The following is an 18,864-nucleotide window of genomic DNA, read 5'->3' as shown; positions in this document are numbered from 1 at the left end:
TATCCATTACGATTATTGGTATAACAACTTAAGAGGGTGAGACAATGGAACAAACCTGGCGTTGGTATGGACCGAATGATCCGGTTTCTCTTGATGATGTGCGCCAGGCTGGCGCCACTGGGGTTGTGACCGCATTGCACCACATTCCAAACGGTCAGGTCTGGCCAGTGGAAGAGATCAAAGCGCGTCAGGCGCTGTTAGCTGAAAAAGGGCTGACCTGGTCCGTGGTTGAAAGTATTCCGGTGCACGAAGATATCAAAACACAGTCTGGCGAATGCAAAACCTGGATTGCCAATTATCAGCAGAGCATCCGCAATCTGGCGGCTTGTGGCATCGACACGGTTTGCTACAACTTCATGCCAATCCTTGACTGGACCCGTACTGACCTGGAATACCCGTTGCCAGACGGCTCAAAAGCACTGCGTTTCGATCAGATTGCGTTTGCCGCTTTCGAAATCCATATCCTCAAGCGTCCAGGCGCTGAAGCGGATTACAGCGCTGAAGAGCAGCAGCAGGCGCAGGACTACTTCAAAGCCATGAGCGCGGCGGAAGTTGAAAAACTGACCCGCAATATCATTGCTGGCCTGCCGGGTGCGGAAGAGGGTTACACGCTCGACCAGTTCCGCGCGCGTCTGGCTGAATACGATCACATCAGTAAAGATAATTTGCGTGAAAACATGGCGGTGTTCCTGCGCGCTATCGTGCCGGTTGCGGAAGAAGCGGGCGTTCGCCTGGCTGTTCATCCGGACGATCCACCGCGTCCTATTCTCGGCCTGCCGCGCATTGTTTCGACCATTGAAGACATGCAATGGCTGAAAGAGACCGTCAACAGCATCTATAACGGTTTCACCATGTGTACCGGTTCGTACGGCGTACGCGCCGATAACGACCTGGTGAAAATGATTGAAACCTTCGGCGACCGCATTCACTTCACCCATCTGCGTGCCACCTGTCGCGAAGGCAACCCGAAAACCTTCCACGAAGGCGCACACCTGAACGGCGACGTGAACATGGTGGCGGTGGTTGACGCGATCCTGTCCGAAGAGTCACGCCGTAAGAAAGCGGGCGATTTGCGTCCGATTCCGTTCCGTCCGGATCACGGGCATCAGATGCTGGACGATCTGAAAAAGAAAACCAATCCAGGCTATTCGGCGATTGGTCGTCTGAAAGGGATGGCAGAAGTGCGTGGCGTCGAGCTGGCGCTGAAAATGACCAAATACCCTGAACTGCTGTAGTACTGTGTAGCGGCATAAATATCAGACATAAAAAAGGGCAGCTCATTGAGCTGCCCTTTTTCGTTCCGGCTGAAATTAGTCAGCGCGGCCCATATAGCGGCATTCTTCAATATGAATGCGGATTTTTTCACCGGTAGTCAGGTATTCCGGCACCTGAATCACCAGGCCCGTGTTCAGCGTCGCAGGTTTAGTGCGTGAGCTGGCTGATGCACCTTTGATGCCCGGCGCAGTTTCCACGATTTCCAGGTCAACAGTCTGCGGCAGTTCAAGCGCCAGCAACTGGCTGTCCCATAGCAGGACCTGCATGTCTGGCATGCCGCCCTCAGGAATGAACTGAACTTCTTCTTCAATCTGATCTTTGGTGAAGGTGTACGGTGTGTAGTCTTCTTTATCCATGAACACGTATTCGTTGCCGTCGATATAAGAGAAGTCAACGAAACGGCGGGTCAGGGTCACGGTGTCGACGATATCATCGCCTTTAAAACGTTCTTCAACTTTCATGCCGGTGCGCACATCGGCAAAACGCATTTTGTACAGCGTTGCTGCGCCACGGGCGCTCGGTGACTGAATATCAATATTTTTCACAATCAGCAGTTTGCCGTTGTGATTCAGCACCATACCTTTTTTGATTTCATTCGCTCTTGGCATTGCAATAATCCTGTTTCAGGGAAGTCTAAAATATCGCGTAAAAGTACTCGTGCCGGGGCTTTCAGGCAAGTGGAATTCGCTGGTTTTGTGAAAAGGTGATAAGGTGCGTTTCCAGATAAATGCGAGAGTGAAAGATGGATTGCCGACCGGACTGTGGCGCTTGTTGTACCGCGCCTTCGATTTCCAGCCCAATCCCGGGAATGCCCAACGGCAAGCCCGCTAACACGCCATGCATTCAGCTTGATGAACACCTTCGCTGCAAAATCTTCGGCTCGCCACTGCGCCCCAAGGTGTGCGCCGGACTCCAGCCCTCAGCGGAGATGTGCGGTGCGTCACAACAGCAGGCCATGACATTTCTCATTCATCTGGAAACATTAACCGCGCCCTAAACGTCTTTGATGCGCCACAGCCCAAAACTGCTGATAACGCACATCACCAGTGCTATCCAGAACACCGCATGATAACTCCAGATTTCTGCCACTACACCCGCCATTGATCCGGCAATAATCCAGCCTACTCGAGTGGTGTTGCTGTATAGCGTAGTCGCTGCACCTGCCTGACCGGGCATTAAATCCTGAAAATAGAGCATCCCAATGCCGGCGAGAATACCGATGTAAATCGCGTTCAGCAGTTGCATGGCCAGAAGCAGTGCAGGGGAGTGAACGGTCAGCATACCAACATAGAATAGCAGCCCGGCAACCACCGCGATGCGCATCAGAAAACGCTTACCAAACCGTTTGGCGTAATAACCTGCGATAAGCATCGTCGGGATTTCCAGCCCGGCGGCGGTGCCCATCATCACACCCGCCAGCTTCTCCGGCAGATGCAGCTCATCGATAATGAATAATGGCATATTGATGATATAGAGGCTGTTGGTGCCCCACATCAGCGTACAAATGCCGAACAGCAGCAGTGCATCGCGGCGATTGGTGCGCGGCGCTTCTAAATGGGTGCCGGAAGCCGGGCGAATTTTGCGCATGCTCGGCAGCAGTAGCCATACCACTCCCCCACAAATCACGTATGCCACGGCTGCCGAAAGATACATGGTCGTGAAGCCGAATCCCATCGCCAATGCATATGCCACTGGCGGACCGATGACCCACGCCAGAGATACCTGAGCACGCAGAATGGAGCTGAACATGACCGCTTCACGGCCTGTTTTGTCGGCATGTTCACGGGCGAGAGCAAACATCTGTGGGTTTGATGTCGAGCCAAAACTGCTCAGGAATACGCCGACGAAAAGCAGAATGAAATAGTTACGGTTCCAGGCGAACAGTACGCAGGCCAGCACCCCGAGAACGCAGCAGAACACGATCAGTTTTTTGCGATCGCCCTGACGGTCTGAACGCCCGGCAAGGAACTGGCTGACCAGAATGCCGATCACCGCACTGCCGGTGAAGAAGAAGCCGACCATCGCCGGACGGACGTGGACTTCATTGGTCAGGAACAGGCTCAGCGTCGGGGTCTGTAATGCGCCCGCAATGCCTGTCAAAAAGGCGACCAGCAGGAAGGCCGATGAGGTCAGATCAAATCCCCGGTGAGGGGCTACTGCGGTAGTGTTAGACATGTTGGGCATCAGAAAGCAGGAAGACGCAGAAGTTTACTCGCGCTGGCAGAAAATAAATAGCGGGCGAATCAAGTTATGCATAAAAAATTAAAATGGCATTTCATAATGAGAATCACTTCTGGCTGACGTTGCTGAACGCAGCGGCTGAATGAGGCAGGTTGCTTCAGCAAATGTGGCAATAATGATAACAAAATGTGCAGTGGGTCTAACTTCTGCAATCGGAAAATCAACTTTCCTTGCACATTAATCCACCCTGACACAGACTCATTGAAACGTTTCAGCGTCATCTTTTCATCGTACCTCAGACAGGGTGACGCATTGTTTCTCATATTGGCTGAAACGATTCAATTCGGCGAGAGAGGAGAACCATGTTCCAGTTATCAGTTCAGGATATCCATCCCGGTCAACAGGCCGGTAATAAAGAAGAGGCGATCCGCCAGGTTGCATCAGCGCTGGTCAGCGCCGGTAACGTGGCTGACGGTTACGTCGACGGCATGCTAGCTCGCGAACAGCAAACATCTACGTTTCTTGGCAACGGCATCGCCATCCCTCACGGCACCACCGACACCCGCGACCAGGTACTGAAAACCGGCGTTCAGGTTTATCAGTTCCCACAGGGCGTGACCTGGGGCGAAGGGCAAACTGCGTATGTCGTGATCGGCATTGCTGCAAGCTCCGACGAGCATCTGGGTTTGCTGCGCCAACTGACACACGTGCTGAGCGATGATGAAGTCGCTGAACAGCTGAAAACCGCAACGACAGCAGAAGAACTGCGTGCGTTGCTGATGGGTGAAAAACAGAGCGAAGCGCTGAAACTCGACAACGACACCCTCACGCTGGATGTTGAGGCGAGCAGTCTGGTGACGTTGCAGGCGCTGAACGCTGCTCGTCTGAAAGAAGCCGCTGCTGTCGATGCTGCATTTGTGGCGCACGTCATTAATGATCAGCCGCTGAATCTGGGGCAGGGCATTTGGCTGAACGACAGTGCTGAAGGCAACCTCAAAAGTGCCGTCGCTGTCAGCCGTGCGACCACACCATTTACCGTCGAAGGACACTCCGCTGCGTTGCTGGTGACGGTAGCAATGGCGGATGAACAGCCCACTGCGGTGCTGCGTCGTCTGAGCACCCTGTTGCTCGACAATAAAGCTGAACGTCTGCTGAACGCCGATGCCGCGACGTTGCTGGCACTGCTGACCAGCGATGATGCACCAACCGAAGATTTGCTGAGCGCTGAATTTGTCGTCCGTAACGAACACGGTCTGCATGCACGCCCTGGCACCATGCTGGTGAATACTATCAAACAATTTAACAGTGAAATTACCGTCACTAACCTCGACGGCAGTGGAAAACCGGCTAACGGCCGCAGCCTGATGAAAGTCGTGGCGCTCGGCGTGAAGAAAGGCCATCGCCTGCGTTTCACCGCTCAAGGTGAAGATGCTCAGGTGGCATTGAGCGCCATTGGCGATGCCATTGCCTCCGGTCTTGGGGAGGGCGCGTAATGAGCAGACGTGTTGCCACAATCACCCTCAATCCGGCCTATGATCTCGTAGGGTTTACCCCGGAAGTTGAACGCGGCGAAGTGAACCTGGTGCGTACCACCGGTCTGCATGCGGCGGGTAAGGGCATTAACGTTGCGAAGGTGCTGAAAGATCTCGGCATTGATGTGACCGTTGGCGGTTTCCTCGGTAAAGACAACCAGGATGGCTTCCAGCAACTGTTCAGTGAACTCGGCATCGCCAACCGTTTCCAGGTGGTGCAGGGCCGTACCCGTATCAACGTCAAGCTGACGGAAAAAGATGGCGAAGTCACCGACTTTAACTTCTCAGGCTTTGATGTTACGCCATCCGATTGGGAGCGTTTTGTTACCGATTCCCTGAGCTGGCTTGGTCAGTTCGACATGGTTTGCGTCAGCGGCAGTTTGCCTGCGGGCGTGAGTCCTGAAGCCTTCACCGACTGGATGACGCGCCTGCGCAGCCAGTGCCCGTGCATCATCTTCGACAGCAGCCGTGAAGCGCTCGTTGCAGGTCTGAAAGCCGCGCCGTGGCTGGTGAAACCGAACCGTCGCGAGCTGGAAATCTGGGCCGGTCGCAAGCTGCCAGAAATGAAAGACGTGATTGAAGCCGCGCATGCACTGCGCGAACAAGGTATTGCTCATGTGGTGATTTCACTGGGTGCCGAAGGCGCACTGTGGGTCAACGCATCCGGCGAATGGATTGCAAAACCGCCGTCAGTAGAAGTGGTCAGCACCGTGGGCGCCGGGGATTCGATGGTCGGGGGCCTGATTTACGGCCTGCTGATGCGCGAATCCAGTGAACATACGTTACGCCTTGCGACAGCGGTTGCAGCACTGGCCGTAAGCCAAAGTAACGTAGGGATTACCGATCGTACCCAGTTGGCCGCGATGATGGCGCGTGTTGACTTACAACCCTTCAATTAACAGCAGGAGAGGCATAATGAAAACGCTGCTGATTATCGATTCCGGGCTCGGACAGGCTCGTGCTTACATGGCGAAAACCCTGTTGGGCGCGGCGGCTCAAAAAGCCCATTTAGAGATTATCGACAACCCGAACGACGCAGAACTGGCGATTGTTCTCGGCTCTGTGCTGCCCGCAGACAGCGCGCTGAACGGCAAACAGGTTTATCTCGGCGATGTAAACCGCGCCGTAGCACACCCGGAACTGTTCCTGAGCGAAGCCAAAGGCCACGCTATACCGTACGCATCGCCAGCGGCGATGGCTCCGGTGGCGAAAAGCGGTGCCAAACGTATCGTCGCAGTTACCGCGTGTCCGACTGGCGTGGCGCATACTTTTATGGCGGCGGAAGCGATTGAAACCGAAGCCAAAAAACGCGGCTGGTGGGTGAAGGTCGAAACCCGTGGCTCTGTTGGCGCAGGCAACGCGATTACGCCAGAAGAAGTGGCGGAAGCGGATCTGGTCATCGTCGCGGCGGATATTGAAGTGGATCTGGCGAAATTTGCCGGTAAGCCAATGTACCGCACTTCTACCGGTCTGGCGCTGAAGAAAACCTCGCAGGAACTGGATAAAGCGGTTGTGGAAGCGACGCCTTATCAGCCGACAGGCAATGCTCAGGCTGCGCAGGAAGGCAAGAAAAAAGGCGGTGCCTACAGCCACTTGTTGACTGGCGTGTCTTACATGCTGCCGATGGTAGTGGCGGGCGGTCTGTGTATCGCACTTTCGTTCGCATTCGGTATCACCGCATTTAAAGAAGAAGGCACGCTTGCTGCAGCACTGATGCAAATCGGTGGTGGTTCAGCCTTCGCGCTGATGGTGCCTGTTCTGGCAGGCTACATTGCCTTCTCTATCGCAGATCGTCCAGGTCTGACTCCTGGTCTTATCGGCGGTATGTTGGCGGTGAGCACTGGCTCTGGCTTTATCGGCGGTATTATCGCTGGTTTCCTGGCGGGCTATGTCGCGAAAATGATCAGCACTAAGCTGAAATTGCCGCCAAGCATGGAAGCGCTGAAACCGATTCTGATCATTCCGCTGCTTTCCAGTCTGGTTGTCGGTTTGGGTATGATTTACCTGATTGGTAAACCGGTTGCGGGCATTCTGGAAGGGCTGACGCACTGGCTACAAACTATGGGCACGGCGAATGCGGTTCTGCTCGGCGCAATCCTTGGCGGAATGATGTGTACCGACATGGGCGGCCCGGTGAACAAAGCGGCGTATGCGTTTGGTGTGGGTCTGTTGAGTACCCAAACTTACGCGCCGATGGCAGCCATTATGGCGGCAGGCATGGTGCCACCGCTGGCGCTTGGTCTGGCAACGATTGTCGCGCGTCGTAAATTCGACAAAGCGCAGCAGGAAGGCGGCAAAGCGGCACTGGTGCTCGGTCTGTGCTTTATCACCGAAGGTGCGATTCCGTTTGCCGCGCGTGACCCAATGCGTGTGCTGCCTTGCTGTATCGTGGGTGGTGCCATTACCGGTGCTATCTCGATGGCGATTGGCGCGAAATTGATGGCACCGCACGGCGGTCTGTTTGTGCTGCTGATCCCTGGCGCAATCACGCCGGTTCTCGGTTATCTGCTGGCGATTATCGCCGGTACGCTGGTGGCAGGTGTCTCTTACGCGGTGTTGAAACGCCCGGAAGCAGAGGTTGTGGCTAAAGCTGCATAAGGTAATCTGACGTTAAAAGGGCCGAGATTGTCGGCCCTTTTAGTTTGCAGACAAAGAAGGATAAAACGTGGTTTTTCCTTCTTTGTGGTTATCAGCCGAAAATCAATAAATTGATTTTCCTGGTTTTTATGTTGGTGTCATATGATAAACCTGCATTTGGATTCGGTTTGTCATCGACTTCAAAGGGCCGACATTGTCGGCCCTTTTTGCATTTATGCGGTTACTTCCGCCGTCTGCTGGGCTTTCAGCCACGCAATTTCTTCTGCCCAGATATCGGGATTCACGGTTTCCAGCACTAACGGAATACCGTCGAAACGGTTGTCCTGCATGATCCAACGGAACGCGTCATGGCCGATATTGCCTTCGCCGAGACTGTGATGACGGTCAACACGGCTACCGAACGTGCTTTTCGCGTCATTCAGATGCATACCACGCAGGTACTTAAAGCCCACAATGCGTTCGAATTCAGCGAAGGTTTTTTCGCACTCTTCTGCGCTACGCAGATCGTAGCCCGCCGCAAATGCATGGCAGGTGTCAATACACACGCCAACGCGAGATTTATCTTCCACGCCGTCAATAATGGCGGCCAGGTGTTCAAACTCAAACCCCAGATTGCTCCCCTGACCGGCGGTATTTTCAATAACAGCAGTGACGCCTTCGGTTTGCGACAGCGCGATGTTGATGGATTCGGCAATGCGCGCCAGGCAATCGTCGATTGGAATTTGCATCAGATGGCTGCCGGGATGGAAGTTCAGCAGCGTCAGCCCCAACTGTTGGCAACGGCTGAGTTCGTCCACGAAGGCTTCACGGGATTTTTCCAGCGCATCGGCGACAGGGTGACCGAGGTTAATCAGATAGCTGTCGTGCGGCAGGATTTGCGCAGGCGTGAAATGGTATTTTTCGCAGGCCGCTTTGAAATCGTCGATGACGTCGCTGGTCAACGGGGCCGCGCGCCACTGGCGCTGGTTCTTGGTGAACAGGGCAAATGCGGTGGCTTCAAGTTCTGCCGCGCGGATCGCGGCATTGGCGACACCGCCGGAGGCGCTTACGTGTGCTCCGATGTATTTCATAAAAAACTCCTGTTAAACCCGCCAAGGGGAAGTGCAGTGCAAGTGCTAATGATAGCGGGTTAACAGGAGAGTGATACAGCGCTTTATGCCATCAGGGCATGAACCGCGACGTTAATCATGCCGCCGCCGACGATAAGCCAGACGAACAGCACCAGTGCCATTAGCAGCGGTTTCGCACCCGCTTTTTTCAACGCACTAACGTGAGTGGTCAGGCCCAGCGCGGCCATCGCCATTGCCAGCAGCACGGTATCCAGCGTCACCAGCATGTCCACAACCGCTTTTGGCAGCAGGTGGAACGAGTTGAACATAGCCACCACGATGAACAAAATCGCGAACCACGGAATGGTGATTTTGCTTTTCTCACCATTGCCTGCAGGAGCCAGCTGTTTCACGCGCGCTGCCAGAATCAGCAGGAAAGGAGCCAGCATCATGACGCGCAGCATTTTTGCGATAACCGCCGCGTTTTCCGCTTCCGGCGTGATGGCATGACCCGCAGCGACGACCTGCGCCACTTCATGCATCGTTGAGCCAATGTAAATCCCGTAGATTTCCGGGCTGAACCAGTGGGCCAGAACCGGATACATCGCTGGGTAGAGGAAAATCGCGATCGTGCCGAAGATAACCACGGTGGCGACTGCCACGGTCACTTTACTGGATTCCGCTTTCAGCACCGGTTCCGTCGCCAAAACGGCCGCCGCGCCGCAGATGCTGCTGCCCGCACCAATTAACCAACTGGTGTGTTTATCAAGGCCAAAAACTTTTTGCCCGAGGAAAGACGCCAGTAAAAAGGTACTGGAAAGCGTCAGCACATCGATAGCAATGCCGCTGAAACCCACGTCAGCAATTTGCGAAAACGTCAGGCGGAAGCCATACAAAATAATCCCCAGACGCAGTAAATGCTGTTTGGCGAAAAGCACGCCGCCGTCGCAACGTTGCCAGATTTTTGGGTAAATCGTGTTCCCGACCACCATGCCAAGCAAAATAGCCATGGTCAGTGCGCTAAAACCGGCACCTGCAATCGCCGGAATACTGCCGGTCCATAACGCAACGCCGGTAATCAAAGCGCTAAGCGCAAGACCAGGAACGAAATGCCCCAGTGAATGACGATGACTGTGTAGAGTGAGTGCTGTCATAACCTTCTCCTTTATCTGGCTAAAAGGTTACGCCCGGCTGGTTAAAAGGTAAAATTGATTATATATTTATAATCAATCTGAATAAGTGGTATATCCGTCACGCAAGGAGCCGTATGCATATCACCTTACGCCAGCTGGAAGTATTTGCCGAAGTGCTGAAAAGCGGTTCGACAACGCAGGCCTCACAAATGCTGTCTTTATCGCAGTCGGCGGTCAGCGCAGCACTCACCGATCTGGAAGGTCAGCTCGGTGTTCAGCTATTCGATCGCGTCGGTAAACGGCTGGTGGTGAATGAACACGGGCGGCTGTTGTACCCGCGCGCACTGGCAACGCTTGAGCAAGCGACTGAAATCGAACAGTTGTTTCGTGAAGATAACGGCGCTATCCGCGTCTTTGCCAGTAGCACTATCGGGAACTATATATTGCCGGAAGTGATTGCCCGCTATCGTCGCGATTTCCCGACGCTGCCGCTGGAGCTAAGCGTCGGCAATAGCCAGGACGTGATCAATGCCGTCACCGATTTCCGCGTTGATATCGGGCTTATCGAAGGGCCGTGCCATGCAGCAGAGATAATTGCTGAGCCGTGGCTGGAAGATGAGTTGGTGGTGTTTGCCGCCCCGGGGTCTTCATTGCTGACAGGGGAGGTGACGCTGGCAAGACTCGCGCAAGCGCCTTGGATCCTCCGCGAGCACGGCTCAGGCACGCGTGAACTGGTCGATTATCTTCTGCTCTCGCATTTACCGGAGTTTCATCTCGGGATGGAGCTTGGCAACTCCGAAGCAATCAAACACGCGGTGCGTCACGGCCTGGGCATTAGCTGTCTTTCGCGTCGGGTGATAGCTGAACAGCTCGACAGCGGCACGCTGGTTGAAGTGCCGGTTCCATTGCCGCGTTTGACGCGAATGCTCTGGCGTATTCATCATCGGCAAAAACACCTCTCTAACGCCCTCAAGCGTTTCCTGCGTTATTGCGATAATTGATCGGCGAGATAAGGGCTTTACTTATAATTTCCGTTGGATCATGAAGCTCTCTTATAAGTGCGCATTTCTGCCAGAAGGAACGGTTTTCGTCTGCTACAATCGCGCCTCATTTTTTGGAAGGACAGCATTTTCCCATGGTTTCCGAAACTAAAACCACAGAAGCGCCCGCGCTACGTCGCGAACTCAAGGCGCGTCACCTGACGATGATCGCTATTGGCGGTTCCATCGGTACAGGGTTGTTTGTTGCCTCAGGGGCAACCATTTCGCAGGCGGGCCCGGGCGGCGCACTGCTTTCTTATATGCTTATCGGTCTGATGGTTTACTTCCTGATGACCAGCCTCGGTGAACTGGCGGCGTTCATGCCGGTGTCAGGCTCTTTTGCTACTTACGGCCAGAACTATGTTGAAGAAGGCTTCGGCTTCGCGCTGGGCTGGAACTATTGGTACAACTGGGCGGTCACCATCGCCGTTGACCTCGTCGCGGCCCAACTGGTGATGAACTATTGGTTCCCTGATGCGCCGGGCTGGATTTGGAGCGCACTGTTCCTCGGTATCATGTTCCTGTTGAACTGGATCTCCGTGAAAGGCTTCGGCGAAGCGGAATACTGGTTCTCGCTGATCAAAGTGACCACCGTTATCATCTTTATCATCGTTGGTGTGATGATGATTTTCGGCATCTTCAAAGGCGCGCAGCCAGTAGGCTGGAGCAACTGGACGACCGGCGATGCGCCGTTTGCCGGTGGTTTTGCGGCGATGATTGGTGTGGCGATGATCGTCGGCTTCTCCTTCCAGGGCACCGAACTTATCGGTATCGCGGCGGGTGAGTCGGAAGATCCAGAGAAGAACATTCCGCGTGCGGTGCGTCAGGTGTTCTGGCGTATCCTGCTGTTCTATGTGTTCGCGATTCTGATTATCAGCCTGATCATTCCTTATACCGATCCGAGCCTGCTGCGTAATGACGTGAAAGACATCTCCGTCAGCCCGTTCACGCTGGTATTCCAGCACGCAGGCCTGCTCTCTGCGGCAGCGGTGATGAACGCCGTTATCCTGACAGCGGTGCTGTCTGCGGGTAACTCCGGCATGTATGCGTCTACGCGTATGCTCTACACCCTGGCTTGTGACGGTAAAGCGCCGCGTATTTTCGCGAAGCTCTCCAAAGGCGGCGTTCCGCGTAATGCGCTGTATGCGACGACCGTGGTTGCGGCACTGTGCTTCCTGACGTCCATGTTTGGTAATCAGACCGTGTACCTGTGGCTGCTGAACACCTCCGGGATGACCGGCTTTATCGCCTGGCTCGGGATTGCCATCAGCCATTACCGTTTCCGTCGCGGTTATGTGAAGCAGGGGCTTGATCTCAACAATCTGCCATACCGTTCGGGCTTCTTCCCGGTAGGGCCTATCTTTGCGTTCATTCTGTGTCTGGCTATCACGCTGGGTCAGAACTACGAAGCCTTCCTGAAAGACACCATTGACTGGGGCGGCGTTGCGGCAACCTATATCGGTATCCCGCTGTTCCTGATTATCTGGTTTGGCTACAAGCTTTCGAAAGGCACCCGTTTCGTGCGTTACAGCGAAATGCACTTCCCGGAACGCTTCAAGCAGTAATCGCGTCTGAATAACGTTGAAAGCCCTTCACCCGTGAAGGGCTTTTTTATGCCTGTCATATTGCCCTCTGACATAATTGCTCACAATTGAATTGATAATTGTTATCATTCTCTTTATCATCAACGTACTTTCAGGATGAAGCCACTCCCCCATCTTGTCCGAGGACGCTACCGGACCAGGGTGACCAGCCACATCTCTAAAAAAACATTACCTTTACGCACGTCGCAACAGGCGGGTGGGATCAGCTTTTGGTTGTTGTTTTTATCTCATGGAGAAATGGAATGTTCAGGTTAAATCCTCTTGTTCGGGGCGGGTTGTGTGCATCCGCATTCACGCTGTCACTGCCAGTCGTGGCCGCAAGTGACGCTGAAACGATGGTCGTTACCGCTGCGGCGACGGAACAGAGCGTCAAAGATGCTCCCGCCAGTATCAGCGTGATTACCCAGCAGGATCTTCAGCGCCGTCCGGTGCAGAATCTGAAAGATGTTTTGCAGGATGTCCCGGGTGTGCAGCTCACCAACGAAGGGGACAACCGTAAGGGCGTGAGCCTGCGTGGCCTCGACAGCAGCTACACGCTGATTCTGGTTGATGGCAAGCGCGTCAACTCACGCAACGCTGTGTTCCGTCATAACGATTTTGACCTCAACTGGATCCCGGTGGATGCCATCGAACGCATTGAAGTGGTGCGTGGGCCGATGTCATCGTTGTACGGTTCCGATGCGTTGGGTGGGGTGGTCAACATCATCACCAAAAAAATCGGCCAGAAGTGGCATGGCTCACTGACGGCTGATACCACGATTCAGGAACATCGCGATCGCGGTGATACTTACAACGGACAGTTCTTCACCAGCGGCCCATTGATTGACGGCGTGCTGGGCATGAAAGCCTATGGCAATTTGTCGAAACGCGAAAAAGACGAACAGCAAAAATCGTCGACAGCCAGTACCGGCGAATCGCCGCGCATCGAAGGCTACACCAGCCGCGACGGCAACGTAGAGTTCGCGTGGACGCCGAACGACAACCACGATTTCACCGCCGGTTACGGCTTTGACCGCCAGGACCGCGACTCCGACTCGCTCGATAAAAACCGCCTTGAGCGCCAGAACTACTCTTTAAGCCACAATGGCCGCTGGGATGTGGGCAACAGTGAATTAAAGTTCTACGGCGAAAAAGTGGATAACAAAAATCCGGAGCAGGCAGGCGTTATCACTTCCGAAAGCAATTCCATTGACGGTAAATACGTGCTGCCGTTAAGCCCAGTTAACCAGTTGCTGACCGTTGGTGGCGAATGGCGTCACGATAAACTGAAAGACCCGGTGAATTTACAGGGCAGCGGTAATACCTCAGCCAGCCAGTACGCGTTGTTTATTGAAGACGAATGGCGAATCTTTGAGCCGCTGGCGTTGACCACTGGCGTGCGAATGGATGACCACGAAACCTATGGCGATCACTGGAGCCCACGTGCCTATCTGGTGTATACCGCGACCGATACCATTACCGTAAAAGGCGGCTGGGCGAATGCGTTCAAAGCGCCATCACTCCTGCAACTCAGCCCGGACTGGACCACCGGTTCCTGCCGTGGGGCATGTGAAATCGTCGGTAGTCCAGACCTGAAACCTGAGACCAGCGAAAGCTATGAACTTGGCATTTATTACGCCGGGGAAGAGGGCTGGCTGGAAGGCGTACAGGGCAGCATCACCACCTTCCAGAATGACGTGGATGACCGGATCAGCATTAGCCGCACCTCTAATGTCAATCAGGCACAGGATTACCCGAACTATGTGGGGCTGAATGCCGACGGCGAGCCAATTTTCCGCTATTACAACGTCAACAAAGCGCGTATTCGCGGCATCGAGACGGAGCTGAAATTCCCGTTGGCGGAAGACTGGAAAGTGACGCTGAATTACACCTACAACGACGGGCGTGATCTCAGTAACGGCGGCGATAAACCGCTGTCCGAGCTGCCGTTCCATACCGCAAACGGCGTGGTTGACTGGCAGGCAACGCAGGACTGGTCGTTCTACGTGAAGGCGAACTACAGCGGTGAGCAACGCGCATTGACGACGGCTGCAGCAACACCGGGTGGGTATGTTATCTGGAATGCTGGCGGCGCGTGGCAGACCACCAAAAACGTGAAGCTGCGTGCGGGGGTGATGAACCTGACCGATAAAGATCTCAGCCGCGATGATTACAGTTACAACGAAGATGGACGTCGTTACTTTGTGGCGGTGGATTACCGCTTCTGATGCGTTGAGGGAGTTCCCGGTGGCGGCTTCGCCCGACCGTGTTTGTGATGTGTAGCCCCGGCAAGCAACGCGCCGCCGGGGTAACGCGACACTTACTTCAACAAATGCTGCGCATGGAAGCGCAGATGATCTTCAATAAAGGACGCGATAAACCAATAACTGTGGTCGAAGCCGGACTGAATACGCAGCGTCAAAGGCCACTGAGTCTGACGAGCGGCTTCGGCTAACACCGCCGGTTGTAACTGATCGGCCAGGAACTGATCGGTGTCGCCCTGATCGATTAACGTCGGAATGGCACTTTTGGCGTCACTGTTGAGCATCAGCGCGCAGCTGTCCCATTCTGCCCACGACGCTTTGTCATCGCCGAGATAGGCGCTAAACGCTTTTTGGCCCCACGGAACACGGCTTGGATTGACGATCGGAGCGAAGGCCGAAACGCTGGTGTATTTGCCCGGATTTTTCAACGCCAGAATCAGTGCGCCGTGTCCACCCATTGAGTGCCCGGAAATCGCGCTGCGTTCGCTGACGTTAAACTGAGACTGAATCAATGCAGGCAGTTCGTCGCGAATGTAGTCATACATGCGGTAATGCGCGGCCCACGGCGCTTGTGTGGCGTTGAGATAGAATCCCGCGCCTTTGCCGAGATCGTAGTTCTCATCGTCGGCGATGTTATCACCACGTGGGCTGGTGTCGGGCATGACCAGCACAATGCCCAGTTCTGCGGCGACGCGTTGGGCGCCCGCTTTAGTGGCAAAGTTTTCGTCGTTACAGGTTAAGCCTGATAACCAGTACACCACAGGCGGCGGGGTGTTATCGCGCGGCGGCGGCAGAAAAATGCTGAACGTCATGGCGCAGTTCAGCGTTGTGGCGTCGTGCCGCCAGCGTTGCTGCCAGCCTTCAAAACAACGGTGCTCTTCGAGCAGTTCCATGCCAGGCTCCCGGATGAGTGATTGAAAATGTTCTGTTACATCATACAGATCATGCGCGGCGATGAGTAACTTTCACTTCCGCATTGCAGTTACATGCTGCATCATAAACATAACTTTACATTAACATGTGAGATGAACATGGCGCTACGTACCGCGCTGAGTGGTTTTGTCATGCTGGTGGTGGCAATGGGGATAGGGCGCTTTGCTTTTACGCCTCAGGTGCCGCTGATGATCCTGGACGGACAACTTACCCTGACCAGCGCCGGGCTGGTGGCGGCGATGAACTACCTTGGCTATCTGTTGGGGGCGTGGGATGCGATGCGCGCGCACCGCGGTGTGGAAGGGCGCTTGTATGCCGGCGTACTTGGTGCCGTGACGTTGACGTTTCTTTCTGCGTGGGCGGATAGCGCCTGGCTACACGGCCTGCTGCGGTTGGTGATTGGCGCGATGAGCGGTTGGGCGATGGTGCTAACCGCTGCATGGACGAACGAACGGCTGGCGCACGCCGGTCGTCCGGGCCTGAGTGCCGCTGTTTTTGCCGGGCCGGGAGCCGGCATTGCGCTGAGCGGTCTGTTAGCGGTTTACATTCATTCGCAGCAGTTGAGTGCCTCTGCGGGCTGGCTGCTCTATGGCTTGTTAGCGCTAGTGCTGATCGCTTTTGTTTCCCGTTGGCTGCCACGTCCCGGTGATTTCCATCGGCCGGGCGGTCAGCCTGAACCGCTTCATTTAACGAGTCCTCTCAAACGTCTGGTCTGGAGCTACAGTCTGGCAGGTTTTGGCTACATTCTGCCTGCGACGTTTTTATCGCAAATGGCCGCCGCGCGATTTCCTGGTAGCCTGTTTGCTCAGTTTCTTTGGCCTGTGTTTGGCGCAGCGGCAGTCGTCGGGATCGGGCTGAGCATTTTGCTGCGTGGCGTGGGCCACAGTTATCAACGGCTGGCAATTGTGCTGTGGTTACAGGGCGCAGGCGTGATGTCGGCCTGGCTGGTGCCGGGGATGAGCGGATTAGTCATTGGTGCGTTACTGGTCGGCGGCGGTTTTCTGTGCGCGGTACAACTTTCATTGTTGTACGGACGCGAACTTGCACCGCAGCATACCCGGTATATGGCTGGTTTACTGACCACGGGCTATGCTGTGGGTCAGTTAGTCGGGCCGATGACCTCGGCGCTTTCGACCTGGCTGACACAGCGCCTTGAACCGGCTCTCGGCGTGGCGGCGGTGGCGCTGTTGATCGCAGGCGCGCTGGTCTGGCGTTCACCGCAAGAAAGGTTAAGCCAATTTCAATAATTATCGCCGCGCATACTGGATTCTGTGCGCGGCCTCACGCACAATGAGTGTTCACTTTGCCCTCAGAGTGCAAAGGTCGCCACACCTGCAGGAGAACAAAAATGTCATCACTGAGTAAAGAAGCCGCCCTGGTTCATGAGGCGCTGTTAGCGCGTGGCCTGGAAACACCGCTGCGTCCACCTGTTGATATGGATAAAGAGTCACGTAAGCGCCTGATTGCGGGTCATATGACCGAAATTATGCAGCTGCTCAACCTCGATCTCAGCGATGACAGCCTGACGGAGACGCCGCATCGTATCGCCAAGATGTACGTCGACGAAATTTTCTCCGGTCTCGATTACGCCAATTTCCCGAAAATTACCGTCATTGAAAACAAAATGCAGGTTGATGAAATGGTCACGGTGCGTGATATTTCGATGACCAGCACCTGTGAGCACCATTTCGTAACCATCGATGGCAAAGCGACCGTGGCTTATATTCCGAAAGATACCGTGATCGGTCTTTCGAAAATCAACCGCATCGTGCGGTTCTTCGCCCAACGCCCACAGGTGCAGGAACGTCTGACACAGCAGATCCTTACAGCGCTACAGACGCTGCTTGGCACGAATAACGTGGCAGTGTCCATTGATGCCGTGCATTACTGTGTGAAAGCACGCGGCGTACGTGACGCGACCAGCGCCACGACCACCACGTCACTCGGCGGCCTGTTTAAGTCCAGCCAGAACACCCGCCAGGAATTCCTGCGCGCCGTGCGTCACCACAACTGATTAAAAAGCAGGTACTTAATGGAGCGAAACGTCACGCTGGATTTTGTTCGCGGCGTTGCTATTTTAGGGATCCTGCTGCTCAATATTGCCGCCTTTGGTTTGCCGAAGGCGGCCTATCTTAATCCTGCCTGGTACGGTGAAATTACACGCCGCGATGCCTGGACGTGGGCCGTTCTCGACCTGTTTGCGCAGGTAAAATTCCTGACATTATTCGCATTACTTTTTGGCGCAGGCCTGCAACTCTTGCTGCCACGCGGTAAACGCTGGATCCAGTCTCGCTTGTCATTACTCGCTTTACTCGGCTTCGCCCACGGCTTGCTGCTGTGGGATGGCGATATTCTGCTGGCTTATGCGCTGGTTGGGCTGGTGTGCTGGCGAATGGTGCGGGAAGCGCATAGCGTTAAATCGATGTTCAATACCGGTGTGGTGTTGTACCTGATTGGCATTGCGGTGCTGGTGTTTATCGGGCTGATTACCGGCGATGCGCCAAACCGTTCATGGGTGCCGGACCCGGCTAATCTGCAATATGAACAGTTCTGGAAGTCAAAAGGCGGCATGGAGGCGATCAGCAACCGTGCGGACATGCTGTCCGATAATCTGCTGGCGCTTGGGGCGCAGTACGGATGGCAATTGGCGGGAATGATGTTAATGGGCGCGGCGTTGATGCGCAGCGGCTGGCTGAAAGGTCAATTTAGCCTCTCTCATTATCGTCGCGTCGGCGCGTTATTGATAACGATTGGCGTGCTGATTAATCTGCCCGCGGTGATTGCGCAGTGGCATTTCGCCTGGTCTTATCGCTGGTGTGCGTTCTTGTTACAGGCTCCGCGTGAATTAAGCGCCCCGTTTCAGACTATCGGCTATGCTGCGCTGGCCTATGGCTTTTGGCCACAAATCTGCTCATCTAGGCTGGTGGGGGCCGTGGCCTGTGTCGGTCGCATGGCCCTTTCTAACTATCTGCTGCAAACTCTTATCTGCACCACGCTTTTCTATCGGTTTGATTTGTTTATGAAATTCGACCGTCTCACGCTGCTCGCCTTTGTCCCCGCTATCTGGCTGGTGAATATTTTGTTTTCCGTTTTCTGGCTGCGTTTCTGTCGTCAGGGACCGGTGGAATGGCTATGGCGGCAGTTGACCGCACGCGCCGCAGGGGTATCCATTTCTAATACATCCAGATAACGATCTGGATCACAATCATTAACAAAATGGATGTAACCGTTTTCATCAGTGTGACCTCCTTCACGTAGTCCCCGCCGCGTCGCTGC

General features: G+C 54.7%; 17 protein-coding genes. 11 read left to right on the top strand and 6 right to left on the bottom strand.

Translation table 11 applies throughout. The features are described 5' to 3' along the window. Positions 1–44 precede the first annotated feature (44 nt). Positions 45–1,235 carry a mannonate dehydratase gene (gene uxuA / locus VH187_RS04065; protein WP_329700192.1) on the top strand — a complete coding sequence of 397 codons (1,191 nt, stop codon included), beginning with the start codon at positions 45–47 and terminating at the stop codon, positions 1,233–1,235. 75 nt (positions 1,236–1,310) lie between these two features. Here the strand turns inward: uxuA and yeiP are convergent, their stop codons facing one another. Next, entirely contained in the window at positions 1,311–1,883 is a 573-nt protein-coding gene (gene yeiP / locus VH187_RS04060; RefSeq protein WP_329700191.1) for an elongation factor P-like protein YeiP, read from the bottom strand. A gap of 61 nt (positions 1,884–1,944) precedes the next feature. Continuing rightward, complete coding sequence (locus tag VH187_RS04055) at positions 1,945–2,118, bottom strand: hypothetical protein (protein WP_329700244.1); 174 nt, start codon at positions 2,116–2,118, stop codon at positions 1,945–1,947. On the opposite strand from VH187_RS04055, the gene VH187_RS04050 reads away from it, so the two are divergent. Beyond that, positions 2,063–2,272 (top strand): YkgJ family cysteine cluster protein, encoded by a 210-nt coding sequence (locus tag VH187_RS04050; protein ID WP_329700240.1) that lies wholly within the window; start codon positions 2,063–2,065, stop codon positions 2,270–2,272. The genes VH187_RS04055 and VH187_RS04050 overlap by 56 nt on opposite strands. On the opposite strand, the gene setB is transcribed toward VH187_RS04050, so the two are convergent. After that, positions 2,269–3,450: a sugar efflux transporter SetB gene (gene setB / locus VH187_RS04045; RefSeq protein ID WP_329700190.1), complete on the bottom strand. Its 1,182-nt coding sequence runs from the start codon at positions 3,448–3,450 to the stop codon at positions 2,269–2,271. The two genes, VH187_RS04050 and setB, sit on opposite strands and share 4 nt — an antisense overlap. A gap of 368 nt (positions 3,451–3,818) precedes the next feature. Between setB and fruB the strand changes: the two genes are divergently transcribed. The 3 genes from fruB to fruA are packed head-to-tail and all read left to right on the top strand — an operon-like array spanning position 3,819 to position 7,586. After that, positions 3,819–4,949 (top strand): fused PTS fructose transporter subunit IIA/HPr protein, encoded by a 1,131-nt coding sequence (gene fruB / locus VH187_RS04040; protein WP_329700189.1) that lies wholly within the window; start codon positions 3,819–3,821, stop codon positions 4,947–4,949. Then, positions 4,949–5,887 carry a 1-phosphofructokinase gene (gene fruK, locus VH187_RS04035; RefSeq protein WP_329700188.1) on the top strand — a complete coding sequence of 313 codons (939 nt, stop codon included), beginning with the start codon at positions 4,949–4,951 and terminating at the stop codon, positions 5,885–5,887. Before fruB ends, fruK begins: the two co-directional genes overlap by 1 nt. A 16-nt stretch (positions 5,888–5,903) precedes the next feature. Continuing rightward, entirely contained in the window at positions 5,904–7,586 is a 1,683-nt protein-coding gene (gene fruA, locus VH187_RS04030) for a PTS fructose transporter subunit IIBC (protein ID WP_329700187.1), read from the top strand. 212 nt (positions 7,587–7,798) lie between these two features. Here fruA and nfo read toward each other — a convergent pair whose 3' ends face one another. Together nfo and VH187_RS04020 are read right to left on the bottom strand one after the other, a co-directional pair. After that, a complete protein-coding gene (nfo, locus tag VH187_RS04025; RefSeq protein ID WP_329700186.1) occupies positions 7,799–8,656 on the bottom strand; it encodes a deoxyribonuclease IV in 858 nt (285 codons plus the stop codon). An 83-nt stretch (positions 8,657–8,739) separates the two neighbouring features. Next, positions 8,740–9,789: a YeiH family protein gene (locus tag VH187_RS04020; RefSeq protein WP_329700185.1), complete on the bottom strand. Its 1,050-nt coding sequence runs from the start codon at positions 9,787–9,789 to the stop codon at positions 8,740–8,742. 113 nt (positions 9,790–9,902) lie between these two features. Here VH187_RS04020 and yieE point away from each other — a divergent pair, with 113 nt between their 5' ends. From yieE to cirA, 3 genes are all read left to right on the top strand, one after another. Further along, positions 9,903–10,769 carry a DNA-binding transcriptional regulator YeiE gene (gene yieE / locus VH187_RS04015; protein WP_329700184.1) on the top strand — a complete coding sequence of 289 codons (867 nt, stop codon included), beginning with the start codon at positions 9,903–9,905 and terminating at the stop codon, positions 10,767–10,769. A 134-nt stretch (positions 10,770–10,903) separates the two neighbouring features. Then, positions 10,904–12,373: an amino acid permease gene (locus VH187_RS04010; protein ID WP_329700183.1), complete on the top strand. Its 1,470-nt coding sequence runs from the start codon at positions 10,904–10,906 to the stop codon at positions 12,371–12,373. Between the two features lie 281 nt (positions 12,374–12,654). Beyond that, positions 12,655–14,619, top strand: a complete 1,965-nt coding sequence (gene cirA / locus VH187_RS04005; protein WP_329700182.1) for a catecholate siderophore receptor CirA — start codon at positions 12,655–12,657, stop codon at positions 14,617–14,619. Positions 14,620–14,711: 92 nt separating this feature from the next. On the opposite strand, the gene fghA is transcribed toward cirA, so the two are convergent. Further along, the gene (gene fghA, locus VH187_RS04000; RefSeq protein ID WP_329700181.1) at positions 14,712–15,548 is read right to left on the bottom strand and encodes an S-formylglutathione hydrolase; all 837 of its coding nucleotides are present in this window, start codon (positions 15,546–15,548) and stop codon (positions 14,712–14,714) included. Positions 15,549–15,686: 138 nt separating this feature from the next. Here fghA and VH187_RS03995 point away from each other — a divergent pair, with 138 nt between their 5' ends. The 3 genes from VH187_RS03995 (at position 15,687) to yeiB (ending at position 18,778) form a co-directional block, all read left to right on the top strand. Continuing rightward, complete coding sequence (locus VH187_RS03995) at positions 15,687–16,835, top strand: YbfB/YjiJ family MFS transporter (protein WP_329700180.1); 1,149 nt, start codon at positions 15,687–15,689, stop codon at positions 16,833–16,835. A gap of 101 nt (positions 16,836–16,936) precedes the next feature. Next, positions 16,937–17,602 carry a GTP cyclohydrolase I FolE gene (gene folE / locus VH187_RS03990; protein WP_329700179.1) on the top strand — a complete coding sequence of 222 codons (666 nt, stop codon included), beginning with the start codon at positions 16,937–16,939 and terminating at the stop codon, positions 17,600–17,602. 18 nt (positions 17,603–17,620) lie between these two features. Next, complete coding sequence (yeiB, locus tag VH187_RS03985) at positions 17,621–18,778, top strand: DUF418 domain-containing protein YeiB (protein WP_329700178.1); 1,158 nt, start codon at positions 17,621–17,623, stop codon at positions 18,776–18,778. Positions 18,779–18,864 lie beyond the last annotated feature (86 nt).

It is taken from the genome of Scandinavium sp. (genome assembly GCF_036271055.1).
Taxonomy (GTDB): Bacteria; Pseudomonadota; Gammaproteobacteria; order Enterobacterales; family Enterobacteriaceae; genus Scandinavium.
This window is presented reverse-complemented; position numbering and strand designations above follow the sequence as displayed.

Excerpts from the sequence above, each read along its gene's own strand:
- fruB (WP_329700189.1), top strand. The coding sequence starts at position 3,819 with ATGTTCCAGTTATCAGTTCAGGATATCCATCCCGGTCAACAGGCCGGT.
- folE (WP_329700179.1), top strand. The coding sequence starts at position 16,937 with ATGTCATCACTGAGTAAAGAAGCCGCCCTGGTTCATGAGGCGCTGTTA.
- nfo (WP_329700186.1), bottom strand. The coding sequence starts at position 8,656 with ATGAAATACATCGGAGCACACGTAAGCGCCTCCGGCGGTGTCGCCAAT.
- VH187_RS04010 (WP_329700183.1), top strand. The coding sequence starts at position 10,904 with ATGGTTTCCGAAACTAAAACCACAGAAGCGCCCGCGCTACGTCGCGAA.
- VH187_RS03995 (WP_329700180.1), top strand. The coding sequence starts at position 15,687 with ATGGCGCTACGTACCGCGCTGAGTGGTTTTGTCATGCTGGTGGTGGCA.
- yieE (WP_329700184.1), top strand. The coding sequence starts at position 9,903 with ATGCATATCACCTTACGCCAGCTGGAAGTATTTGCCGAAGTGCTGAAA.
- VH187_RS04055 (WP_329700244.1), bottom strand. The coding sequence starts at position 2,118 with ATGCATGGCGTGTTAGCGGGCTTGCCGTTGGGCATTCCCGGGATTGGG.
- fruA (WP_329700187.1), top strand. The coding sequence starts at position 5,904 with ATGAAAACGCTGCTGATTATCGATTCCGGGCTCGGACAGGCTCGTGCT.
- fruK (WP_329700188.1), top strand. The coding sequence starts at position 4,949 with ATGAGCAGACGTGTTGCCACAATCACCCTCAATCCGGCCTATGATCTC.
- fghA (WP_329700181.1), bottom strand. The coding sequence starts at position 15,548 with ATGGAACTGCTCGAAGAGCACCGTTGTTTTGAAGGCTGGCAGCAACGC.
- yeiB (WP_329700178.1), top strand. The coding sequence starts at position 17,621 with ATGGAGCGAAACGTCACGCTGGATTTTGTTCGCGGCGTTGCTATTTTA.
- setB (WP_329700190.1), bottom strand. The coding sequence starts at position 3,450 with ATGTCTAACACTACCGCAGTAGCCCCTCACCGGGGATTTGATCTGACC.
- yeiP (WP_329700191.1), bottom strand. The coding sequence starts at position 1,883 with ATGCCAAGAGCGAATGAAATCAAAAAAGGTATGGTGCTGAATCACAAC.
- uxuA (WP_329700192.1), top strand. The coding sequence starts at position 45 with ATGGAACAAACCTGGCGTTGGTATGGACCGAATGATCCGGTTTCTCTT.
- VH187_RS04020 (WP_329700185.1), bottom strand. The coding sequence starts at position 9,789 with ATGACAGCACTCACTCTACACAGTCATCGTCATTCACTGGGGCATTTC.
- cirA (WP_329700182.1), top strand. The coding sequence starts at position 12,655 with ATGTTCAGGTTAAATCCTCTTGTTCGGGGCGGGTTGTGTGCATCCGCA.